This window comes from Pseudomonas sp. SDO524_S393, from assembly GCF_054071875.1.
Map to the genome: position 1 here is coordinate 1 of NZ_JBSVVZ010000100.1, position 16,668 is coordinate 16,668.

The 16,668-nt window shown below is 60.8% G+C and carries 17 protein-coding genes; 4 read left to right on the top strand and 13 right to left on the bottom strand.

The genetic code is table 11. The features are described 5' to 3' along the window. Positions 1 to 121: 121 nt before the first annotated feature. Positions 122 to 331 (bottom strand): cold-shock protein, encoded by a 210-nt coding sequence (locus ACW9IB_RS27595; RefSeq protein WP_002554837.1) that lies wholly within the window; start codon positions 329 to 331, stop codon positions 122 to 124. A gap of 389 nt (positions 332 to 720) precedes the next feature. Between ACW9IB_RS27595 and dcd the strand changes: the two genes are divergently transcribed. Next, positions 721 to 1,287, top strand: a complete 567-nt coding sequence (gene dcd / locus ACW9IB_RS27600; RefSeq protein ID WP_457366428.1) for a dCTP deaminase — start codon at positions 721 to 723, stop codon at positions 1,285 to 1,287. A gap of 107 nt (positions 1,288 to 1,394) precedes the next feature. Beyond that, positions 1,395 to 1,595, top strand: coding sequence for a hypothetical protein (locus ACW9IB_RS27605; protein ID WP_457366427.1), 201 nt, complete (start codon positions 1,395 to 1,397; stop codon positions 1,593 to 1,595). A 3-nt stretch (positions 1,596 to 1,598) separates the two neighbouring features. Here ACW9IB_RS27605 and pdeM read toward each other — a convergent pair whose 3' ends face one another. From pdeM to ACW9IB_RS27630, 5 genes are all read right to left on the bottom strand, one after another. Further along, complete coding sequence (gene pdeM / locus ACW9IB_RS27610; protein ID WP_457366426.1) at positions 1,599 to 2,249, bottom strand: ligase-associated DNA damage response endonuclease PdeM; 651 nt, start codon at positions 2,247 to 2,249, stop codon at positions 1,599 to 1,601. Further along, positions 2,249 to 4,729: a ligase-associated DNA damage response DEXH box helicase gene (locus ACW9IB_RS27615; RefSeq protein WP_457416427.1), complete on the bottom strand. Its 2,481-nt coding sequence runs from the start codon at positions 4,727 to 4,729 to the stop codon at positions 2,249 to 2,251. The genes pdeM and ACW9IB_RS27615 overlap by 1 nt, the downstream gene beginning before the upstream one ends. Positions 4,730 to 4,794: 65 nt before the next feature. Beyond that, a complete protein-coding gene (locus ACW9IB_RS27620) occupies positions 4,795 to 6,189 on the bottom strand; it encodes an ArnT family glycosyltransferase (RefSeq protein ID WP_457416430.1) in 1,395 nt (464 codons plus the stop codon). Positions 6,190 to 6,212: 23 nt separating this feature from the next. Further along, positions 6,213 to 7,148: a glycosyltransferase family 2 protein gene (locus tag ACW9IB_RS27625; protein ID WP_457416433.1), complete on the bottom strand. Its 936-nt coding sequence runs from the start codon at positions 7,146 to 7,148 to the stop codon at positions 6,213 to 6,215. Then, complete coding sequence (locus tag ACW9IB_RS27630; RefSeq protein WP_457416435.1) at positions 7,120 to 7,506, bottom strand: GtrA family protein; 387 nt, start codon at positions 7,504 to 7,506, stop codon at positions 7,120 to 7,122. Before ACW9IB_RS27630 ends, ACW9IB_RS27625 begins: the two co-directional genes overlap by 29 nt. 127 nt (positions 7,507 to 7,633) lie before the next feature. Here ACW9IB_RS27630 and ACW9IB_RS27635 point away from each other — a divergent pair, with 127 nt between their 5' ends. Beyond that, positions 7,634 to 8,311, top strand: a complete 678-nt coding sequence (locus ACW9IB_RS27635; RefSeq protein ID WP_457366421.1) for a response regulator transcription factor — start codon at positions 7,634 to 7,636, stop codon at positions 8,309 to 8,311. Then, the gene (locus tag ACW9IB_RS27640; RefSeq protein WP_457366420.1) at positions 8,295 to 9,500 is read left to right on the top strand and encodes a sensor histidine kinase; all 1,206 of its coding nucleotides are present in this window, start codon (positions 8,295 to 8,297) and stop codon (positions 9,498 to 9,500) included. Before ACW9IB_RS27635 ends, ACW9IB_RS27640 begins: the two co-directional genes overlap by 17 nt. On the opposite strand, the gene ACW9IB_RS27645 is transcribed toward ACW9IB_RS27640, so the two are convergent. The 7 genes from ACW9IB_RS27645 to ACW9IB_RS27675 all read right to left on the bottom strand — a co-directional run bounded on the left by ACW9IB_RS27645 (position 9,493) and on the right by ACW9IB_RS27675 (position 16,530). Next, positions 9,493 to 10,257, bottom strand: coding sequence for an ABC transporter ATP-binding protein (locus tag ACW9IB_RS27645; protein WP_457366419.1), 765 nt, complete (start codon positions 10,255 to 10,257; stop codon positions 9,493 to 9,495). The genes ACW9IB_RS27640 and ACW9IB_RS27645 overlap by 8 nt on opposite strands. 13 nt (positions 10,258 to 10,270) lie before the next feature. Beyond that, positions 10,271 to 11,389: a succinylglutamate desuccinylase/aspartoacylase family protein gene (locus ACW9IB_RS27650; protein ID WP_457366418.1), complete on the bottom strand. Its 1,119-nt coding sequence runs from the start codon at positions 11,387 to 11,389 to the stop codon at positions 10,271 to 10,273. Positions 11,390 to 11,398: 9 nt separating this feature from the next. Then, the gene (locus ACW9IB_RS27655) at positions 11,399 to 12,109 is read right to left on the bottom strand and encodes an ABC transporter permease (protein ID WP_457366417.1); all 711 of its coding nucleotides are present in this window, start codon (positions 12,107 to 12,109) and stop codon (positions 11,399 to 11,401) included. After that, positions 12,106 to 12,834, bottom strand: a complete 729-nt coding sequence (locus tag ACW9IB_RS27660; RefSeq protein ID WP_457416437.1) for an ABC transporter permease — start codon at positions 12,832 to 12,834, stop codon at positions 12,106 to 12,108. The genes ACW9IB_RS27655 and ACW9IB_RS27660 overlap by 4 nt, the downstream gene beginning before the upstream one ends. A 58-nt stretch (positions 12,835 to 12,892) precedes the next feature. Next, on the bottom strand, positions 12,893 to 13,672 hold the full coding sequence (locus ACW9IB_RS27665; protein WP_110623489.1) for a transporter substrate-binding domain-containing protein: 780 nt from the start codon (positions 13,670 to 13,672) through the stop codon (positions 12,893 to 12,895). A 222-nt stretch (positions 13,673 to 13,894) separates the two neighbouring features. Next, a complete protein-coding gene (locus tag ACW9IB_RS27670) occupies positions 13,895 to 15,529 on the bottom strand; it encodes an ATP-dependent DNA ligase (protein WP_457416439.1) in 1,635 nt (544 codons plus the stop codon). After that, a complete protein-coding gene (locus tag ACW9IB_RS27675) occupies positions 15,526 to 16,530 on the bottom strand; it encodes a ligase-associated DNA damage response exonuclease (protein WP_457416441.1) in 1,005 nt (334 codons plus the stop codon). Before ACW9IB_RS27675 ends, ACW9IB_RS27670 begins: the two co-directional genes overlap by 4 nt. Between the last annotated feature and the right edge of the window lie 138 nt (positions 16,531 to 16,668).

Consider the following 16,668-nt stretch of genomic DNA (forward strand, 5'->3'; position numbering starts at 1 on the left):
CCAAAGGTTGTGTCCAGCCTTTGGGGGTCAGTTCAGAGCGTGGGAACGATCGGCATAAATTGCAGACATAAAAAAACCCCGCTTTTAAGGGCGGGGTCTTTTTGACTAAAGTCAGTACAAGTTAGATAACTTGAACTTCTTCAGCTTGCATGCCTTTCTGACCGCGGGTAGCGATGAAAGAAACCTGTTGGCCTTCTTTCAGGCTTTTGAAGCCGTCGGATTGGATAGCTTTGAAGTGAACGAACAGGTCGTCACCGGATTGTGGAGTGATGAAGCCGAAGCCTTTTTCATCGTTGAACCACTTAACGGTACCAGTTTGGCGATTAGACATGGTGTATCTCCTTGGACAAAGTTAACTGCGACTCAGGAAAAGCCCTGGCCGAGACTGAGTGCAAAGAGCAGGAAAAATTCTTGGAGACGGTTGGATCGAAATTCAACATATCGTGTAGAGATTCTCAGTGACACAAGCAGCACAGTGGCGCCACCTTAACCCTTTTTCCGGGACGTGCCAATGGTATTTCCGCAGGTTTCTCCATTTTCGTGACTGGCGGTGGTATTTACGGTCACCACCGCCTGCAGCAAGGGTCCCGGCCCCGCTGGCCGTGGCTTATAGCCGCTCGGGCATTCATCAAGAAAAGACCCGCGCCCTTTGAACCCCGGGGCTGGCCCCGGTAAGATGCCCCACAGAATTTTTCCACCTCGCTATTCAGGACACCCGCCATGAGCATCAAATCGGACAAGTGGATTCGCCGCATGGCGCAAGAGCACGGCATGATCGAACCCTTCGTGGAGCGTCAGATACGCGGCGAAGGTGCCGAGCGCCTGATCTCTTACGGTGTTTCCAGCTACGGCTACGATGTGCGTTGCGCCGATGAATTCAAGGTGTTCACCAACATCAATTCGGCGACCGTCGATCCGAAAAACTTCGACGAAAAAAGCTTCGTCGATATCAAGAGCGACGTGTGCATCATCCCGCCGAACTCATTTGCCCTCGCGCGCACCGTGGAGTTCTTCCGCATTCCCCGCGACGTGCTGACCATCTGCCTCGGCAAAAGCACCTACGCTCGCTGCGGCATCATCGTCAACGTGACCCCCCTTGAGCCTGAGTGGGAAGGCCACGTGACCCTGGAGTTCTCCAACACCACCACCCTGCCGGCGAAGATCTATGCCAATGAAGGCGTGGCGCAGATGTTGTTCCTGCAGTCCGATGAGGCCTGCGAAGTTTCCTACAAGGACCGTGGTGGCAAGTACCAGGGCCAACGCGGCGTGACCTTGCCGCGCGCTTGATCGAAAGCTCCTACACACCAAGGGAATTTGTCAGCGGGCAGGCACTCTATTGGGTGTACTGCCTCGGTGCGTGCACAACGCGCCGAGCCACGCTTGAGGAGTACCCTATGAAACTCGACCCGCGAATCAGCGCCGAACTTGCCCGGCTCGAACCCAACCAGATTGGCGTTCTGGCCTGGTCCCTGATGGCAGATCCTGCCCATGCGGGCGGCATCCCCGGTCAGCCCGATGAAGACTGGCCGCAACAGCCCACAGAGCCCGGTGAACCGACATTGCCGGACGAGCCACCGCCCGCTCCCGTCGCCTGATACCTAACCCACTGGCCAGACGGCTTGATCGCCGATCACGAATACTCGGCGGTCGTCGTCCTGGTGCACCGCATACCCTCCGGTAAACGCCCCGAATGCGGGTAACAGACTGACCCGTGTTCCGATTTGGAAGCAGGGCAGGCGCAGGCGCTGTCGGCCCTTGCCGCGCAAGTGATACACCGGATGCACGTGCCCGGCCAGTACATGATGGCTGGCATGGGCCAGCGGTTCATGTTGCAGGGCAAAAGGACCCATCAGCAGCGGCTCTGCCACCACGTCGATGTTCAACTCCGCAGGCGGGTCGCCGGCGCGCTTGTCGTGATTGCCGCGGATCAGCGTCAGGCGCAGGCCGGAATGACGTTCGCGCCACTCACGCAAGGCACTCAGCGTTCCATGGCCGAGAGAGCCTGGGCCATGCAGGAAGTCGCCGAGGAAAATGACGTGCTCGCACGCGAACGTCGACAACAATCGGTCCAGCCGTTGCAGATTCGCCTCGGTGGTGCCTTGCGGCACCGGTTGGCCCAGGCTTCGATAGGTCGAGGCTTTGCCAAAATGTGCGTCGGCGATCAACAGGCAATGATGGGCGGGCCAATACACGGCTTTATCCGCCAGCAGCCATAGTTCCTCGCCTTCCACCCGCACGGTGTGATGCATCAGCGTTTCCCGTTATCCGCGACCTTTTCCAGATCCTTGACCATCCGCGCAATGCGTTCCGAGAGTTTTTCCGAACTCATGCTTTCGCGCATCCGCTCCACCAGCAGTGGAAACGCCAATGGCGTAGGGCGTTCGATTTCATGCAAGTCCAGTTGCAGCGCCGACAGGTGGCGCAAGCTCGCTTCCAGACGGTGAATATCCAACTCATCGCGCAGGACTTCTTCCCCGGCCTGGGTCAGCAACAGGTTGTGCGGGTCGTACTGTTTGAACACTTCGAAGAACAACCCGCTGGACGCCTGCACCTGGCGCGTACTCTTGGGTGCGCCGGGATATCCGGCGAACACCAGCCCGGCAATGCGCGCAATTTCCCGAAAGCGGCGCAGGGCCAGTTCCCCTGCGTTGAGGCTGGACACCACATCGGCCAACAAGTTCGCCGGGCTCAGCAGCGCCTCGTTCAATAAAGCGGACCAGTCCAGGGCTGTCGCGCTCAACAATTCCAGCCCGTAGTCATTCACCGCAATCGAGAAGGTCACCGGCTGTTGCTGGCTGACCCGCCACGCCAACAGGCTTGCCAGTCCAAGGTGCACCTGGCGTCCGGCGAAGGGGTAGAGGAACAAGTGCCAGCCTTCCCGGGATTTCAAGGTTTCGGCCAGCACGCGATCGCGGGTCGGCAGGCCGGACCAGCGTAACTGAGTCTGCAGCAAAGGTTTCACCGCCTGCATTTCCGGGCCGTCGTACTGCCCGTGCGCCGCCGCATCCAGACGTTCGACCACTGCTTGGGCCAGCTCGTTGGAAAGCGGCATGCGCCCGCCATTCCAGCGCGGCACGGCGGCTTTGCGGGCGGTGCTGCGGCGTACATAGGCGGTCATGTTTTCCACGCGCACCAGTTCCAGCAGGCGCCCGGCGAACAAAAAACCATCGCCGGGCCTAAGGCGTGCAATAAAGCCCTCTTCGACACTGCCCAGGTTTTTGCCGCCGCCGCCCTTGCTCCAGAATTTCAACTGGAGGCTGGCGTCACTGACAATCGTGCCCACGCTCATGCGATGACGACGTGCCAGCCGGGCATCCGGAACGCGCCAGACTCCCTGTTCGTCGGGCTCTGCGCGGCGATAGTCCGGATAGGCCGTCAGCGACAGCCCGCCATGGCGCACAAAACCCAGCGCCCAGGCCCAGTCCTCATCGGTGAGGTCTTTATAGGCCCAGGCGCTGCGTACTTCCGACAGCAACGCGTCAGGCGTGAACCCGCCGCCCAGGGCCATGCTGACCAAATGTTGTACGAGCACATCCAGCGGCTTGTGGGGTGATTCCCGCTCTTCGATGCGACGTTGTGCAATCGCGTCCTGGGCCGCAGCGGCTTCTACCAACTCCAGGCTGTGGGTCGGCACCAGCGTCACCCGGGACGGACGTCCCGGCGCATGCCCGGAGCGTCCGGCGCGCTGCATCAGCCGCGCCACGCCCTTGGCCGAGCCAATCTGCAAGACGCGCTCCACGGGCAGAAAGTCCACCCCCAGGTCCAGGCTCGAGGTGCACACCACGGCTTTCAATTGCCCCTCCTTCAAGGCCCGTTCAACCCAGTCGCGGGTTTCCCGTGACAGCGAGCCATGGTGCAAGGCAATCAACCCGGCCCAATCCGGGCGGGCTTCCAGCAGCGCCTGGTACCAGATTTCCGACTGCGCCCGGGTATTGGTGAACACCAGGCAACTGCGACTCGCCGCCACTTCGACGATCACCTGGGGCAGCATCTTCAAACCAATATGCCCGGCCCAGGGGAAACGCTCGGCGACAGCCGGCAGCAAGGTGTCGACTTCCAGGCGCTTGGCCGTTTGCCCTTGCACGTTGATCCCGCCGCCTTGTGGGACTAACACCTCGAGGGCATGGGACTGATTGCCCAGCGTCGCGGAAATCCCCCACACCATCAGTTCCGGGTACCAGCGCCGCAAGCGTGCCAGCGCCAGTTGCAGCTGCACGCCGCGCTTGTTGCCAATCAGTTCATGCCATTCATCGACCACCACCATGCGCACCTGCGCCAGGCTCACTTGGCTGTCGGCACGCGCGAGCATCAGGGTCAGGCTTTCCGGGGTAGTGACCAGGACGGTGGGTTGGCGCCGGGTCTGGCGGGCGCGTTCGCTGCTGCTGGTGTCGCCGGTGCGCAGGCCGACACTCCACGGAATCTGCAAGGCCGCCAGCGGTGCCTCCAGAGCGCGGGCCGTGTCGGCGGCGAGGGCACGCATGGGTGTTATCCACAGCACCGTCAGGGGTTCGGCGGGCGGCTGGCGTTTGCCGGTCGCTGGAGGGCGGGTGATTGCGAAACGATTGAGGGCGGCAAACCACAGGGCGTAGGTCTTGCCCGCGCCGGTGCTGGCGTGCAGCAACCCCGAGTGGCCTGCCTTGACCGCCGCCCATACCTCCTTTTGAAAGGTGAAGGGTTTCCAGCCGTTGTCGGCAAACCATGTGTTGGCGAAGTTGCGCGATGTTGCCATGCCGCTGTCGGTACTCTGGAGGGCCTATTCCACAGACCTTCCAGGCACGGCAAAGGTTTAAACGGTTATTGCGACCCGACGCTGCAATAGCGCAGTTCGGAGGTGTTGGCTTGCCCCACTGTCCGGCAATTGATGGACGCCGGCAGATTCAGCGGCTTGTCGGTCGAGCGTCTGACCAGATAAAAAGCTTCGGACACCGGCAAATGTTGCGGCTGTTTGAGATGGCGCGCCCAGCCGCTGCTGTAGAACTCCGCCGAATAGGAGCGTGAGCCTGCGTAGATCAGGTCGCCCGGTGCTGCCGCTTGTTGTGTCTTCCACAACGTCACGATGTCTTTCTGATTCTGTGGGCGTTCCGACACTTTGTCGCCGAGGATCATCGCGTACCCTGCCACCGGCAGTGTCAGTGCGATGGCGGCGATGACCACTGCGCGTACCCTCTGGCTGATGGCATCGGCCAGCAGGATTGACCAGGCCGGTAACGCCGGCAGTACATAGGTCCACAGAATGTTGGTGGACAGGGTGAAGAAGAGCGGTGTCGATATCGCCCACGCCAGCAGGAAGATGCAGTATTCGCGCTGGGCATACAGTGAGGCACGCCACTTCACCAGTAATGGCAAGAAAAATGTCCAGGGTAAAAAACCACCCAGGAGATGTACCCAGATCATCGCCAACGGCTCGGCGTGGGCGCTGCCGTAGCGATCACCCTGCCAGCTGCTGATGAAATAACGGCTGAAATGTTCGCCGACAATAAAGTATTCCAGGAATCCCGGAGTCTTGCGCTCCGCCAGCCAATACCAGGGCAGGGCGACGATAAGCATCAACGCCAGGCCGGGCACCCAGGGCAGTGACAGCAACCTTCGCCAGTGACCGGTGATCGCCAGCCAGAGCGCGGCAGGCAGTGTAATCAGTACCAGCGCCAATGGCCCTTTTGCCAGCAGGCCCAGGCCCAGCCCGAAAAAACCGGCCAGGGCCCAGCCACGCTCGGCGTGCGCCAGGCCGCGCCACAGGCCCAGGTGCGCGAGCAAAAGAGCGAATGCCAACGCGCCGTCGGTCAACACGGCGCCGCTTGAGAGAAAACCCAGCGAGCACGTCGAATAGATGATCGCAGCCGTCAACCCGACCCGCAGGCCCCGCTCCCGACAAGCGAAGTTCACGATCAGCGCGCAACTGGCGACATGCAGCAGCCAGGTGGGAAAGCGGCTGGCGAACTCGTTGATGCCGAGCACCTTCATGCTCAGGGCCTGTGTCCAGAACGACAATGGCGGTTTGCCCCAGAACGGCACGCCGTGGTCGAACATGGGCGTGATCCAGTCGTTGGATACCACCATCTTGCGGGCAATTTCCGCATAACGGGCTTCCGATGTATCCATGATCGGATACAGCCCCAGTGTCCCCAGGCGCACGAGCAGCACCGTCAACAGGATTCCCCAGAGCAAGCGTATGGACACGGATGGGTTCATGACGATCACCTTCATGCCTGGGTTCACGGTTGTTTGGGCTTATGCAAAGCGTTGGGCCGCGGGCTCACCACCGTCAGCACCCGGCCGACATATTCGCCAATCACGGCGGTGCCCAGGCACAGCAGCAGAATCGATTGCACCAGCAGGTGTTCGTGGGTCAACTCGCCGAACGCTGCGGTCAAGGCGACCCACAGTGTGCCGAGCAGAAAGCTTGCGGTGCTCAGATAGCTGTACAGGCGTAACGGGCGGGTGGAGAACGCGAGAATCGAGTTGGCACACAGGTCGAGCAAGGACACGGAGGTCCACTTGGTCCCGCCCGCCTGGCGCGGTTTGCGGTCGTAGTTGACTTCGATGCTGGGAAAGCCGAGCCAGCTGACCAGCAGTTTGAGTACCCCGGCGTTGTCATCCATGGCCTGGATGGCCGTCAGGGCATTGGGCCCGATCAGCCTGAAATCGCTGACTTGCTGAGGTACCTCGAAGTCGTCGATAAGTTGGTCCATCGTCGCGTAGTAAAGCTGTGCGGCCGCGCGTTTTACCCAGGAGTCGCAGTGCCGCGAACGGCGTTGCATGTTGACGATTTCGTAACCGCGGTGCCATTCCTGCACCATCTGCGGGATCAGTTCCGGCGGGTCCTGAAGGTCGCAGTCGAGGATGATCACGGCACCGCCCGCGATGCTGTTGAGGCCCGCCCGCATGGCCGCTTCCTTGCCGAAGTTGCGGCTCAGGTGCAGGCTCCTTACCCGTGAATTCTGGGAAAAATGATCGATGAGTGCAGCGGTCCGGTCCTGACTTCCATCATTGACATACAGCACTTCAGTGGGTGTGTCTAATCGCTCGATCACGGCCATCAGGCGCGAATGAAATTCCAGAATGACGCATTGTTCATTAAAGCAGGGGACAAGTATCGTCAGTTTGATATCGGGCGTGGCATCACGGCTGAGGTGTGCGTTTGATGTCATGTTTGAATACCCATAAGTGATTGAACATGAAGCCTTGAGTGGTCACGGTTGCCAGGGCGACCAGTTGTGCAAGTTGGGCCGGTGCGCCCAACCTGGCAAGTAGCGCGACAATAAGAGTGTTGGTTAGAACCTGGCTGGCGGCCGTTATGAAAAAACGTCGATCATTACAGGCTCGTTGGGCGAACACCCAATACCTTGATAGTCCGTAGGCCACTAAGGCGCCTGTGATCGCCGCGCAAAACGTTGACAGTGCCGGGCCGTAATCAGGCAATAAATTCACGAACACCATGAAGTGAACACACGTGGCGATAAAGCCCGCGCTCAAGTAACGAATTAATAGTTGAAGTATCTTTTGCATCGCCAGAATGTATAGGATGAAATGTGAATCAAATGTCACGCTGAAAAGAGTTATTTATCTTGTTGGTGTTTTTTGTTTTTGTTGAAGGATTTGTCTTAATTGTTTGTGTGAATCGGGAGTTTGTTTTATGGAAATACTATTGGTGGAGGACGATAGTGAGTTGGCCGGGTCGTTGGGGGACTATCTCGGCGAGTTGGGATATGAAGTGGACTTCGCCCATGACGGACGAAGTTGCCTTGAACGTGTCCGCCAGCAGGCATACGACCTTATTGTGATGGACGTCGCCATGCCCCGGATGAGCGGTTTTGACACCTGCCGCCAATTGCGCCGCGAGCAGAATGAAACCCCGATCATCTTTCTGACCGCGCGGGACGCCCTGACCGACAAGGCCGAGGGTTATGAGGCCGGGGGCGACGATTACCTGGTGAAGCCCTTCGAACCTCAGGAATTGATATGGCGCATCCGCGCATTGATGCGCCGGGGCGTGCCCCGCAGGGGAAGCAGCCCAAGGCAAGTCGGCGATCTCGTGATCGACCCGGCCACGCAGTCGTTGTGCCACAACGGCGTCGCCACGGTGTTGCCAGCGCTTCAGTTCAACCTGTTGAACCTGTTGGCCGATGTCGCCCCCGAACCGCTCAGCCGACGCAAGCTCGAGACCGCGCTATGGCCCGACGGTGATCCACCGGACAGCGATGCCTTGCGCACGCACGTTTACCGGCTCCGGCAAAACCTGGGCAAACCTTACGGTAACGACTTGATCAAGACCGTTCACGGCAAAGGGTATCGCCTTGCTATTCCCCACTGATTCCTTCTTCGCACGCATCCTTTACGCCTTGTTGCCGTTCATGGCGTTGATCACCGGGTTCTACAGCCTGCTGATCTGGCTTGCGGTCGCTGTCACCGAGGATTACATCGTGGCCAGCTACCTGAACCTGGAAGCCGAAGCGTTCCAGGACAAATACGCGCAATTGGGGGGCGCCACAGCCATGCCCAATGCGATCTACCTGAAAGGTTACTGGTCGACGGACATCGCACTGCCCGACGCCGCCCGGAATCTGCCCGAGGGGCATCATGAAATCGCTGATGGGGATGTGCATGTGCTGGTGAGTGCCGTGGAGGGCGAATCGGCGTTGCTGGTACTGGTGCTGAATGAGTCCAGGCTCAGCCAGACCGAAGGTTATCGTGCACAGGTCTTCGGGCTGCTGTGCGCGGTTGCCGGGCTGATCCTGATCCTCGGTGCCATCCTGGCGGTGACCATTGCCCGGGCGATTGCCCGGCCGGTCAGCCAGTTGGCGGCGGAAGTGGCGGGCAGCGTGCCCGGGCCGCCGGGCTTCAGTGGTTTCCACCGCCAGGACGAAATCGGCACCCTGAGCCGCACGCTCTCATCGCTGGTCGCCCAACAGCATCGCACGCTGCTGCGCGAGCAGGCGTTTACCCGACACGTCAGCCATGAGCTACGCACGCCTTTGAGCATCTTGAACAACTGTGTAGCGATCCTGCGTTTACCCGGCTGCAACACAGAAAAGTCCATGCGCAGCCTGCAACGCATGGAGGGGGCGCTGGCCGGGATGAAAATGACGATCGAATTGTTTTTGTCCCTGGCCCGTGAGCCCCGGCAGTTGCCCCATGAGCCCGTCGACCTGGTCGCTGTGGTCACCGAGCAAATCGAAAAACATCAACTGCTTTACCCGTTGGCGGCCGGCACACGGTTGTTTGTCGGCGCTTCGACGATTACCGTGCGCACCCATGAGGCCATTGCCCGCAGCGTGGTGCAGAACCTGCTCGGCAACGCGGTTCAGCATGGGGCCGGCAAAATCCGCGTGATCCTCACCGGGCAGCGTCTGGTGATCCTCAATAACCGGGTAGAGCACGTCACTTCACCCGGTTTCGGCTTCGGTCTGGAGATCGTTTCCCGCGCCTGTACCCATGCCGGTTGGCGTCTGGAAACCCGGCGTACGCCTCACACGTTCCGGGCTCACATCACCTTCACTTGAGGTTGCCGCTCAAGAACTGCTGCAAGCGTTCGCTCTTCGGATTGCCCAGCACATCCTCCGGCGCGCCTTGTTCTTCCACCAGGCCCTTGTGCAGGAACAACACCTGGCTGGACACCTTGCGCGCGAAGCTCATTTCGTGGGTGACCATGATCATGGTGCGGCCTTCCTCGGCCAGCCCCTGGATCACTTTCAGCACTTCGCCCACCAGTTCCGGGTCGAGGGCCGAGGTGGGCTCGTCGAACAGCATCACCTCCGGCTCCATGGCCAGCGCGCGGGCGATGGCGACCCGCTGTTGCTGCCCGCCAGACAGAAACGCCGGGTATTGATCGGCCACCCGTGCGGGCAACCCCACTTTGTCGAGGTAGCGACGGGCACGCTCTTCGGCGTCTTTCTTGCTGCAGCCCAGCACCCGGCGCGGGGCCATGGTGATGTTTTCCAGCACGCTCATGTGGCTCCACAGGTTGAAATGCTGGAACACCATCGCCAGGCGCGTGCGCAGGCGTTGCAGTTCGGCGTCGTCGGCCACGCGCATGCCGTGGCGGTCATTGACCATGCGGATCGGCTGGCCATCCAGGGTCATGGCGCCGTCGTTGGGAGTTTCCAGAAAGTTGATGCAGCGCAGGAAAGTGCTCTTGCCCGAGCCGCTGGCGCCGATCAGGCTGATCACGTCACCGGTCTTGGCTTTGAGCGAGACGCCTTTGAGCACTTCATTGTCGCCATAGCTTTTATGCAGGCCTTCAACGGTCAATTTGTACATGGGGCTTGCATCCTCAAGGCGAAAGTAGATAGCCGCTACGGTAGGCTTCGGTGCCGGCGATATGGCCGATGACCATCCCGGCAGTGGCCATGCGTCGCAGCGAGCGGGCGTAAAGCAGGCCGGCCTTGCGGCAGTGCACGGGCGTTACGCGGTCTGTAATGGGGTCGATGATTTCGGCGACCAATTGCCCGGCCTCCAGGTATTCCCCCGGCAGGGCGCTGAACACCAGCAGGCCGCCGACCGGCGTGGCCACCGGCTCCACGCCTGCCAGCGGGGTGGCCGGGTATGGCAGGTCGGGCAGGGGCGCCGCATCGCCGGCGATCGCCCCGAAGTGAATCAGGTAATCGATGATCGCCTGGCAATCGAGGCTGGCCAGGCCATGGTTGACGTCGCCCTGGCCACGCAATTCGACGGTCACCGAAAAGCTGCCCATGGGAATCGGGAAGCGCTCGCCGAAGCGCTGTTGCAACTGCCACCACACCAGGGTGAAACACTCATCGAAGGATTGCCCGCCCGAATCGGTGGCCAACAGGCTGGCTTCCGCGCCGATATAGCGCGCCAACGGCTCCACCTGCGGCCAGGCTTCGGGCGTGGTGTACAAATGAGCCACCGCTTCGAAGTCGCAATGCAGGTCCAGCACCATGTCGGCGTCGCAGGCCAGGCGTTGCAGGGCCAGGCGCTGGGAGTGCAACTGGGTGTCGGCACTCTGCGCGGCCAGGGCGTTGGAGAGTGCGGCGCGGATCAACTCGACGTTGCGCTGCGGATCATCCCCCAGCAGGTTCTCGACCTGGTTGCCGACTTCGTCGCTAAGGTCCACGAACCAGCGATTGAAGTTCTGGCCGCTTTCCAGCTCGTAGCGGCCCAGGGGGATATCCATCAACACCTGCTCCAGACCCACCGGGTTGGCGACGGGCACCAGCACGATCTCGCTGCGCAAGCGGCCGGCAGCCGCCAGTTGTGCCAGGCGTGCCTTCAGGTGCCAGGCCACCAGCATGCCGGGCAATTCATCGGCATGCAGCGACGACTGGATGTAGACCTTGCCCGAGGCCTGTTCCGGCCCGAAGTGGAAACTGTGAATCTGCCGTGCCGTTCCTGGCACTGGCGCGATCAGATCATGTACCTGATGACGCATCACGACTCCTTAGTGGCTCGGCCCGAGAAAGGCCAGCCAGCGGCGCTCCGCCAGACGAAACAGACCGACCAGGGCAAAGGTCACGCTCAGGTAGATCAGGGCAGCGATGCCGAATGATTGAAAGGTCATGTAGGTGGCCGAGTTGGCGTCCCGGGCAACCTTGAGAATGTCCGGCACGGTCGCGGTAAAGGCCACGGTGGTCGAGTGCAGCATCAGGATCACTTCGTTGCTGTAGTAGGGCAACGAGCGGCGCAATGCCGAGGGCATGATCACGTAGGCATACAGCTTCCAGCCGGTCAGGCCATAGGCCTTGGCCGCCTCGACCTCGCCGTGGGCCATGCTGCGAATCGCCCCGGCGAAGATCTCGGTGGTGTAGGCACAGGTGTTGAGGGCGAACGCGAGAATGGTGCAGTTCATGGCATCGCGAAAGAATGCATCCAACACCGGTTGCGCGCGGACCGCCGCGATGCTGTAGATCCCGGTGTAGCAGATCAGCAATTGGATATAGAGCGGTGTGCCGCGGAACAGGTAGGTGTAGAACTGCACCGGCCAGCGCACCAGAGGGTTGCGTGACACGCGGGCGATGGACAGCGGGATCGACACCAAAAAGCCGATGAAGATCGAGGCGCTGAGCAGCCACATCGTCATCGCCAGCCCGGTGATGTGCTGGCCGTCGCTGTACAGGAACGGTCGCCAGTATTGCTGCAGAAGTTCGATCATCGCACGGCCTCCCGGGACCCGGCGGAGTAGCGACGTTCAAGCCGGCGCAAGACAAAGTTGGACGCGCTGGTGATCAACAGGTAGATCAACGCGGCGAGCACCAGGAAGTAAAACAGTTGGTAAGTGCTCTTGCCGGCATCCTGGGCGGCCTTGACCAGGTCGGCCAGGCCGATGATCGAGACCAGTGCGGTGGCCTTGAGCATCACCATCCAGTTGTTGCCGATGCCCGGCAGGGCAAAGCGCATCATCTGCGGGAAGGTCACATAGCGGAACCGCTGCCCGCGCTTGAGGCCGTAGGCGGTCGCCGCCTCCAGTTGGCCACGGGGCACGGCGAGGATCGCGCCGCGGAAGGTCTCGGTGAAATAGGCACCGTAGATGAAGCCCAGGGTGATGACCCCGGCGCTGAATGGGTCGATTTCGATGTAGTCCCATTCCATGAAGTCGGTCAAACCGGTCAGCCAGATTTGCAGGCTGTAGAAAATCAGCAACATCAGCACCAGGTCGGGCACGCCGCGAATCAGGGTGGTGTAGAGCTGGGCGGGGATGCGCAACAGGCGCAGGCTGGACAATTTGGCGCTGGCACCGAGCAGGCCCAGCAGAACGCTGACGGCCAGGGATGCGACCGACAGCTTGACGGTCATCCAGGTACCCTGCAGCAACAGCGGACCGAACCCCTTCAAACTGAAGGCACCCAGCCCCAGGGTTTGTAAAAGATCTTCAAACATGAATTCAGGACCTATGGCGATAAAAAAGCGCCCACCCGGGCAGGTGGGCGCCAGGGTGTCATTTACCGCTGTACAGGTTCAGATCGCCAAAGTGTTTTTTCTGGATAGTGGCGTAGGTGCCATCATCGTGTAACGCTTTGATACCTTTATCGAGCAACGCCTTGAGGTCTTTGTTACCTTTTTTGATACCGACCGCAGTTTTGGACGGCAGCAATGGGTCGTCGATAGCCTTGCTGACTTCATAGTCGGCACCGGCTGGCGACTTCAGGAAACCCAGCTCGGCTTGCAGCATGTCCTGCACGGACGCGTCCAGACGACCGGAGGTCAGGTCGGCGTACACCTGATCCTGGTTGGCGTAGGCCTTGGTGGTCACACCGGCCTTGTCCAGTACGGCCTTGGCGTAGGCTTCCTGGATGGTGCCCTGCTCGTAACCCACCGACTTGCCCTTGAGGGATTCAGGCGTGGAGTAGTTCGCGCCTTTTTTGAACACCAGGGAGGTCGGGCCGGAGAACAGTTCGCTGGAGAAATCGATCGCCTTTTCACGGGCTTCGGTCACGGTCATCGAGGAAATCACGCCGTCGAACTTGTTGGCGTTGAGGCCCGGAATCATGCCGTCGAAATCACTTTCGACCCACTTGCACTTGACCTTCAGCTCGGCGCAGATCGCATTGCCCAGGTCGATATCGAAGCCCACCAGGCTGCCATCGGCGGCCTTGGATTCGAACGGCGCGTAGGAAGGATCGACACCAAAACGCAATTCCTTGTATTCCTTGGCCGTGGCAACGCCTGCGGCCATGCACAGAGCCAGTGCAGAAAGGGTCAGCAATGCTTTTTTCATTATGTAATCCCTGGAAACCAAGATAAGCGCTTGTGGCGCGTTTAAGACTGTTACTGAACGGTGTCAGACGGGTCACTAGTAGCAATTTCTGCACCATAGTTCCGAATGAGTGTTTTAAAAGGTGGGAAGAGGGCGGTTTGAGTGTAGAGGACGCCCGAAAATGGGCACTGAAAAATCAGTGCACTATTTTGGGGTTGGCGAGGATCAAAATGTGGATAAGTGTCAAGTCAGGAGGTCCTGTAGCGTTCCAAGGTTGTCGGCTTCCTCCACCGTCTTATCCTGTCGCCAGCGCAGCATCCGCGGGAACCGCACCGCGATCCCGCTTTTGTGCCGCTTGGACAGGGCAATTCCCTCGAACCCCAGCTCAAACACCATGCTCGGCGTCACACTGCTCACCGGGCCGAATTTTTCCACTGTGGTCTTGCGCACGATGGCGTCGACCTTGCGCATCTCTTCATCGGTCAGCCCTGAATACGCCTTGGCGAAGGGCACCAGCGTGCGTTCCGTGCCGGACGGGCCATCCCACACGGCAAAGGTGTAGTCGCTGTAGAGACTGGCGCGACGACCATGGCCGCGCTGGGCGTAGATCAACACGGCGTCGACGCTGAAGGGATCGACTTTCCATTTCCACCACAGGCCCATGTCCTTGGTGCGGCCCACGCCGTAGAGGCCTTGGCGGTGCTTGAGCATCATGCCTTCCACGCCGAGGCTGCGAGAGGCTTCGCGCTGTTGCGCCAAAGCCTGCCAGGTGTCGCCCGTCAGTAGCGGCGACGGGATCAGCACCGGCTGGTTGCACTGCGCAATGACTTGCTCAAGTTGAAGGCGACGCTGCGCCTGGGGCCGGTTGCGCCAATCGTCACCCCGATATTCCAGCAGGTCATAGGCCAGGACGGCGACCGGCGCGTCGTCGAGTACCTTTCTGCTCAACGTCTTGCGACCGATCCGCTGTTGCAGCAGGGCGAATGGCTGCACCGCGTCTTTCCACACGACGATTTCGCCATCGATCACCGTACCGTCGGGCAGGCCATTGACCAGGCTGTGCAGCTCGGGAAAACGCTCGGTCACCAGCTCTTCCCCCCGGGACCAGACCCACAGGTGACCGTCGCGCTTGACCAACTGCGCGCGGATACCGTCCCACTTCCATTCCACCTGCCAGTCGGTGGGGTCGCCAAGCAAGGCGTCGAATTGCTCCACAGGCTGTGACAGGCCGTGCGCCAGAAAAAACGGATAGGGCTGACCGCCCCGTTGCGCGTGCTCGTCAGACGATTCGGGCGCGATCAGCCGCTGGTAGCCCTCGGCGGTCGGCCGGTTGGACAGATCGGTGTAGCCCACCAGGCGCTGCGCCACCCGTTTGCTGTCGAGGTTGGCCAGGGCGGCGAGCGCACGGGTCACCAGCAGTTTGGACACGCCGACGCGAAAGCTGCCGGTGATCAGCTTGATGCACACCATCAGGCTGGGTTGATCCAGCTGTGCCCAGAGCGCCGGCAGTCGTTCTGCCAGATCCAGGGGCGACAGGCCGCGCAGTGGCAGGAGTTTTTCCTCCAGCCACAGCGCCAGCCCATCCTGCGAGGTGTAGGTGGATTCCGGCAGCAGCAGGGAAATCGTCTCGGCCAGGTCACCGACCGATTGGTAGCTTTCTTCGAACAGCCACGGTTCGATGCCGGACGCTTCGGTGGCCATGTCCCTGAGCAAACGGGTGGGTACCAATTGCCGGGGGCGACCGCCGGACAAAAAGTACACCGCCCACGCGGCGTCCTCCGGCGGTGCTTGCACAAAGTAGGCTTGCAACGCTGCCAGTTTGGCGTTGCTGGAAGTGGTGGCGTCGAGGTTGGCGTACAGCTCGGCAAAGGCCTTCATGGTATGGCCTCTTCTTCGTCATCGCCGTATTCGGTGGTGAAGCCCTGGGCATCCAGGCCTTTTTCCCGCAGGTGGCGTACCAGCACGCCGACGGAGCCATGGGTGACCATCACCCGTTCGGCGCCGGTCTGTTCGATGGCCCACAGCAGGCCAGGCCAGTCGGCGTGGTCCGACAGCACAAACCCTCGATCGACCCCGCGCCGACGCCGGGTACCGCGCAAGCGCATCCAGCCGCTGGCGAAGGCGTCGCTGTAGTCGCCAAAGCGACGTATCCAACTGCCGCCGCCGGCGGAGGGCGGCGCGATGATCAGGGCCTGACGCAACAAGGGATCGGTTTTCTTGAAGTCACCGGCGTAGAGGGTTTCGGGGATATAGATCCCGGCTTCACGGTATACCCGGTTCAGTGGTTCCACTGCGCCATGGCTGAGGATCGGGCCGATACCGGCGTCGATGCCATGCAAAATGCGCTGGGCCTTGCCGAAGGAATAACAGAACAACACGCTGGCTTTACCGGCCGCGATGTTCGCCTGCCACCAGTCATTGATCCCGGCAAAAATCTGCGCCTGGGGTTGCCAGCGGTAGATCGGCAACCCAAAGGTGGATTCGGTGATGAAGGTGTGGCAGCGCACTGGTTCGAAGGGCGCGCAGGTGCCATCGGGCTCGACCTTGTAATCCCCCGAGGCGACCCAGACTTCGCCTTGGTATTCCAGGCGCACTTGGGCTGAGCCCAGCACGTGTCCGGCGGGGTGGAAACTCAGGGTGACGCCGTGGTGCAGCAGTCGCTCGCCGTAGGCCAGGGTTTGCAGGTTGATGTCTTGGCCCAGTCGCGAACGCAAGATGCCTTCGCCGGGCGCCGCCGCCAGGTAGTGGTGGTTGCCGGTGCGGGCGTGATCGCCGTGGGCGTGGGTGATGACGGAGCGCTCCACCGGGCGCCATGGGTCGATATAGAAATCTCCGGCGGGGCAGTAGAGCCCTTCGGGGCGGGCGATGACAAGGTCCATGGGCGTGCCGGGGCGATGGGCTTATCAGGTATGAGGGGAGTGAGACTTGAGAAGTTCTATCTAAATGCAGGCAGTACAAATGTGGGAGCGGGCTTGCTCGCGAATGCGGTTTGTCAGCCACAGATATTTCAGCTGAAC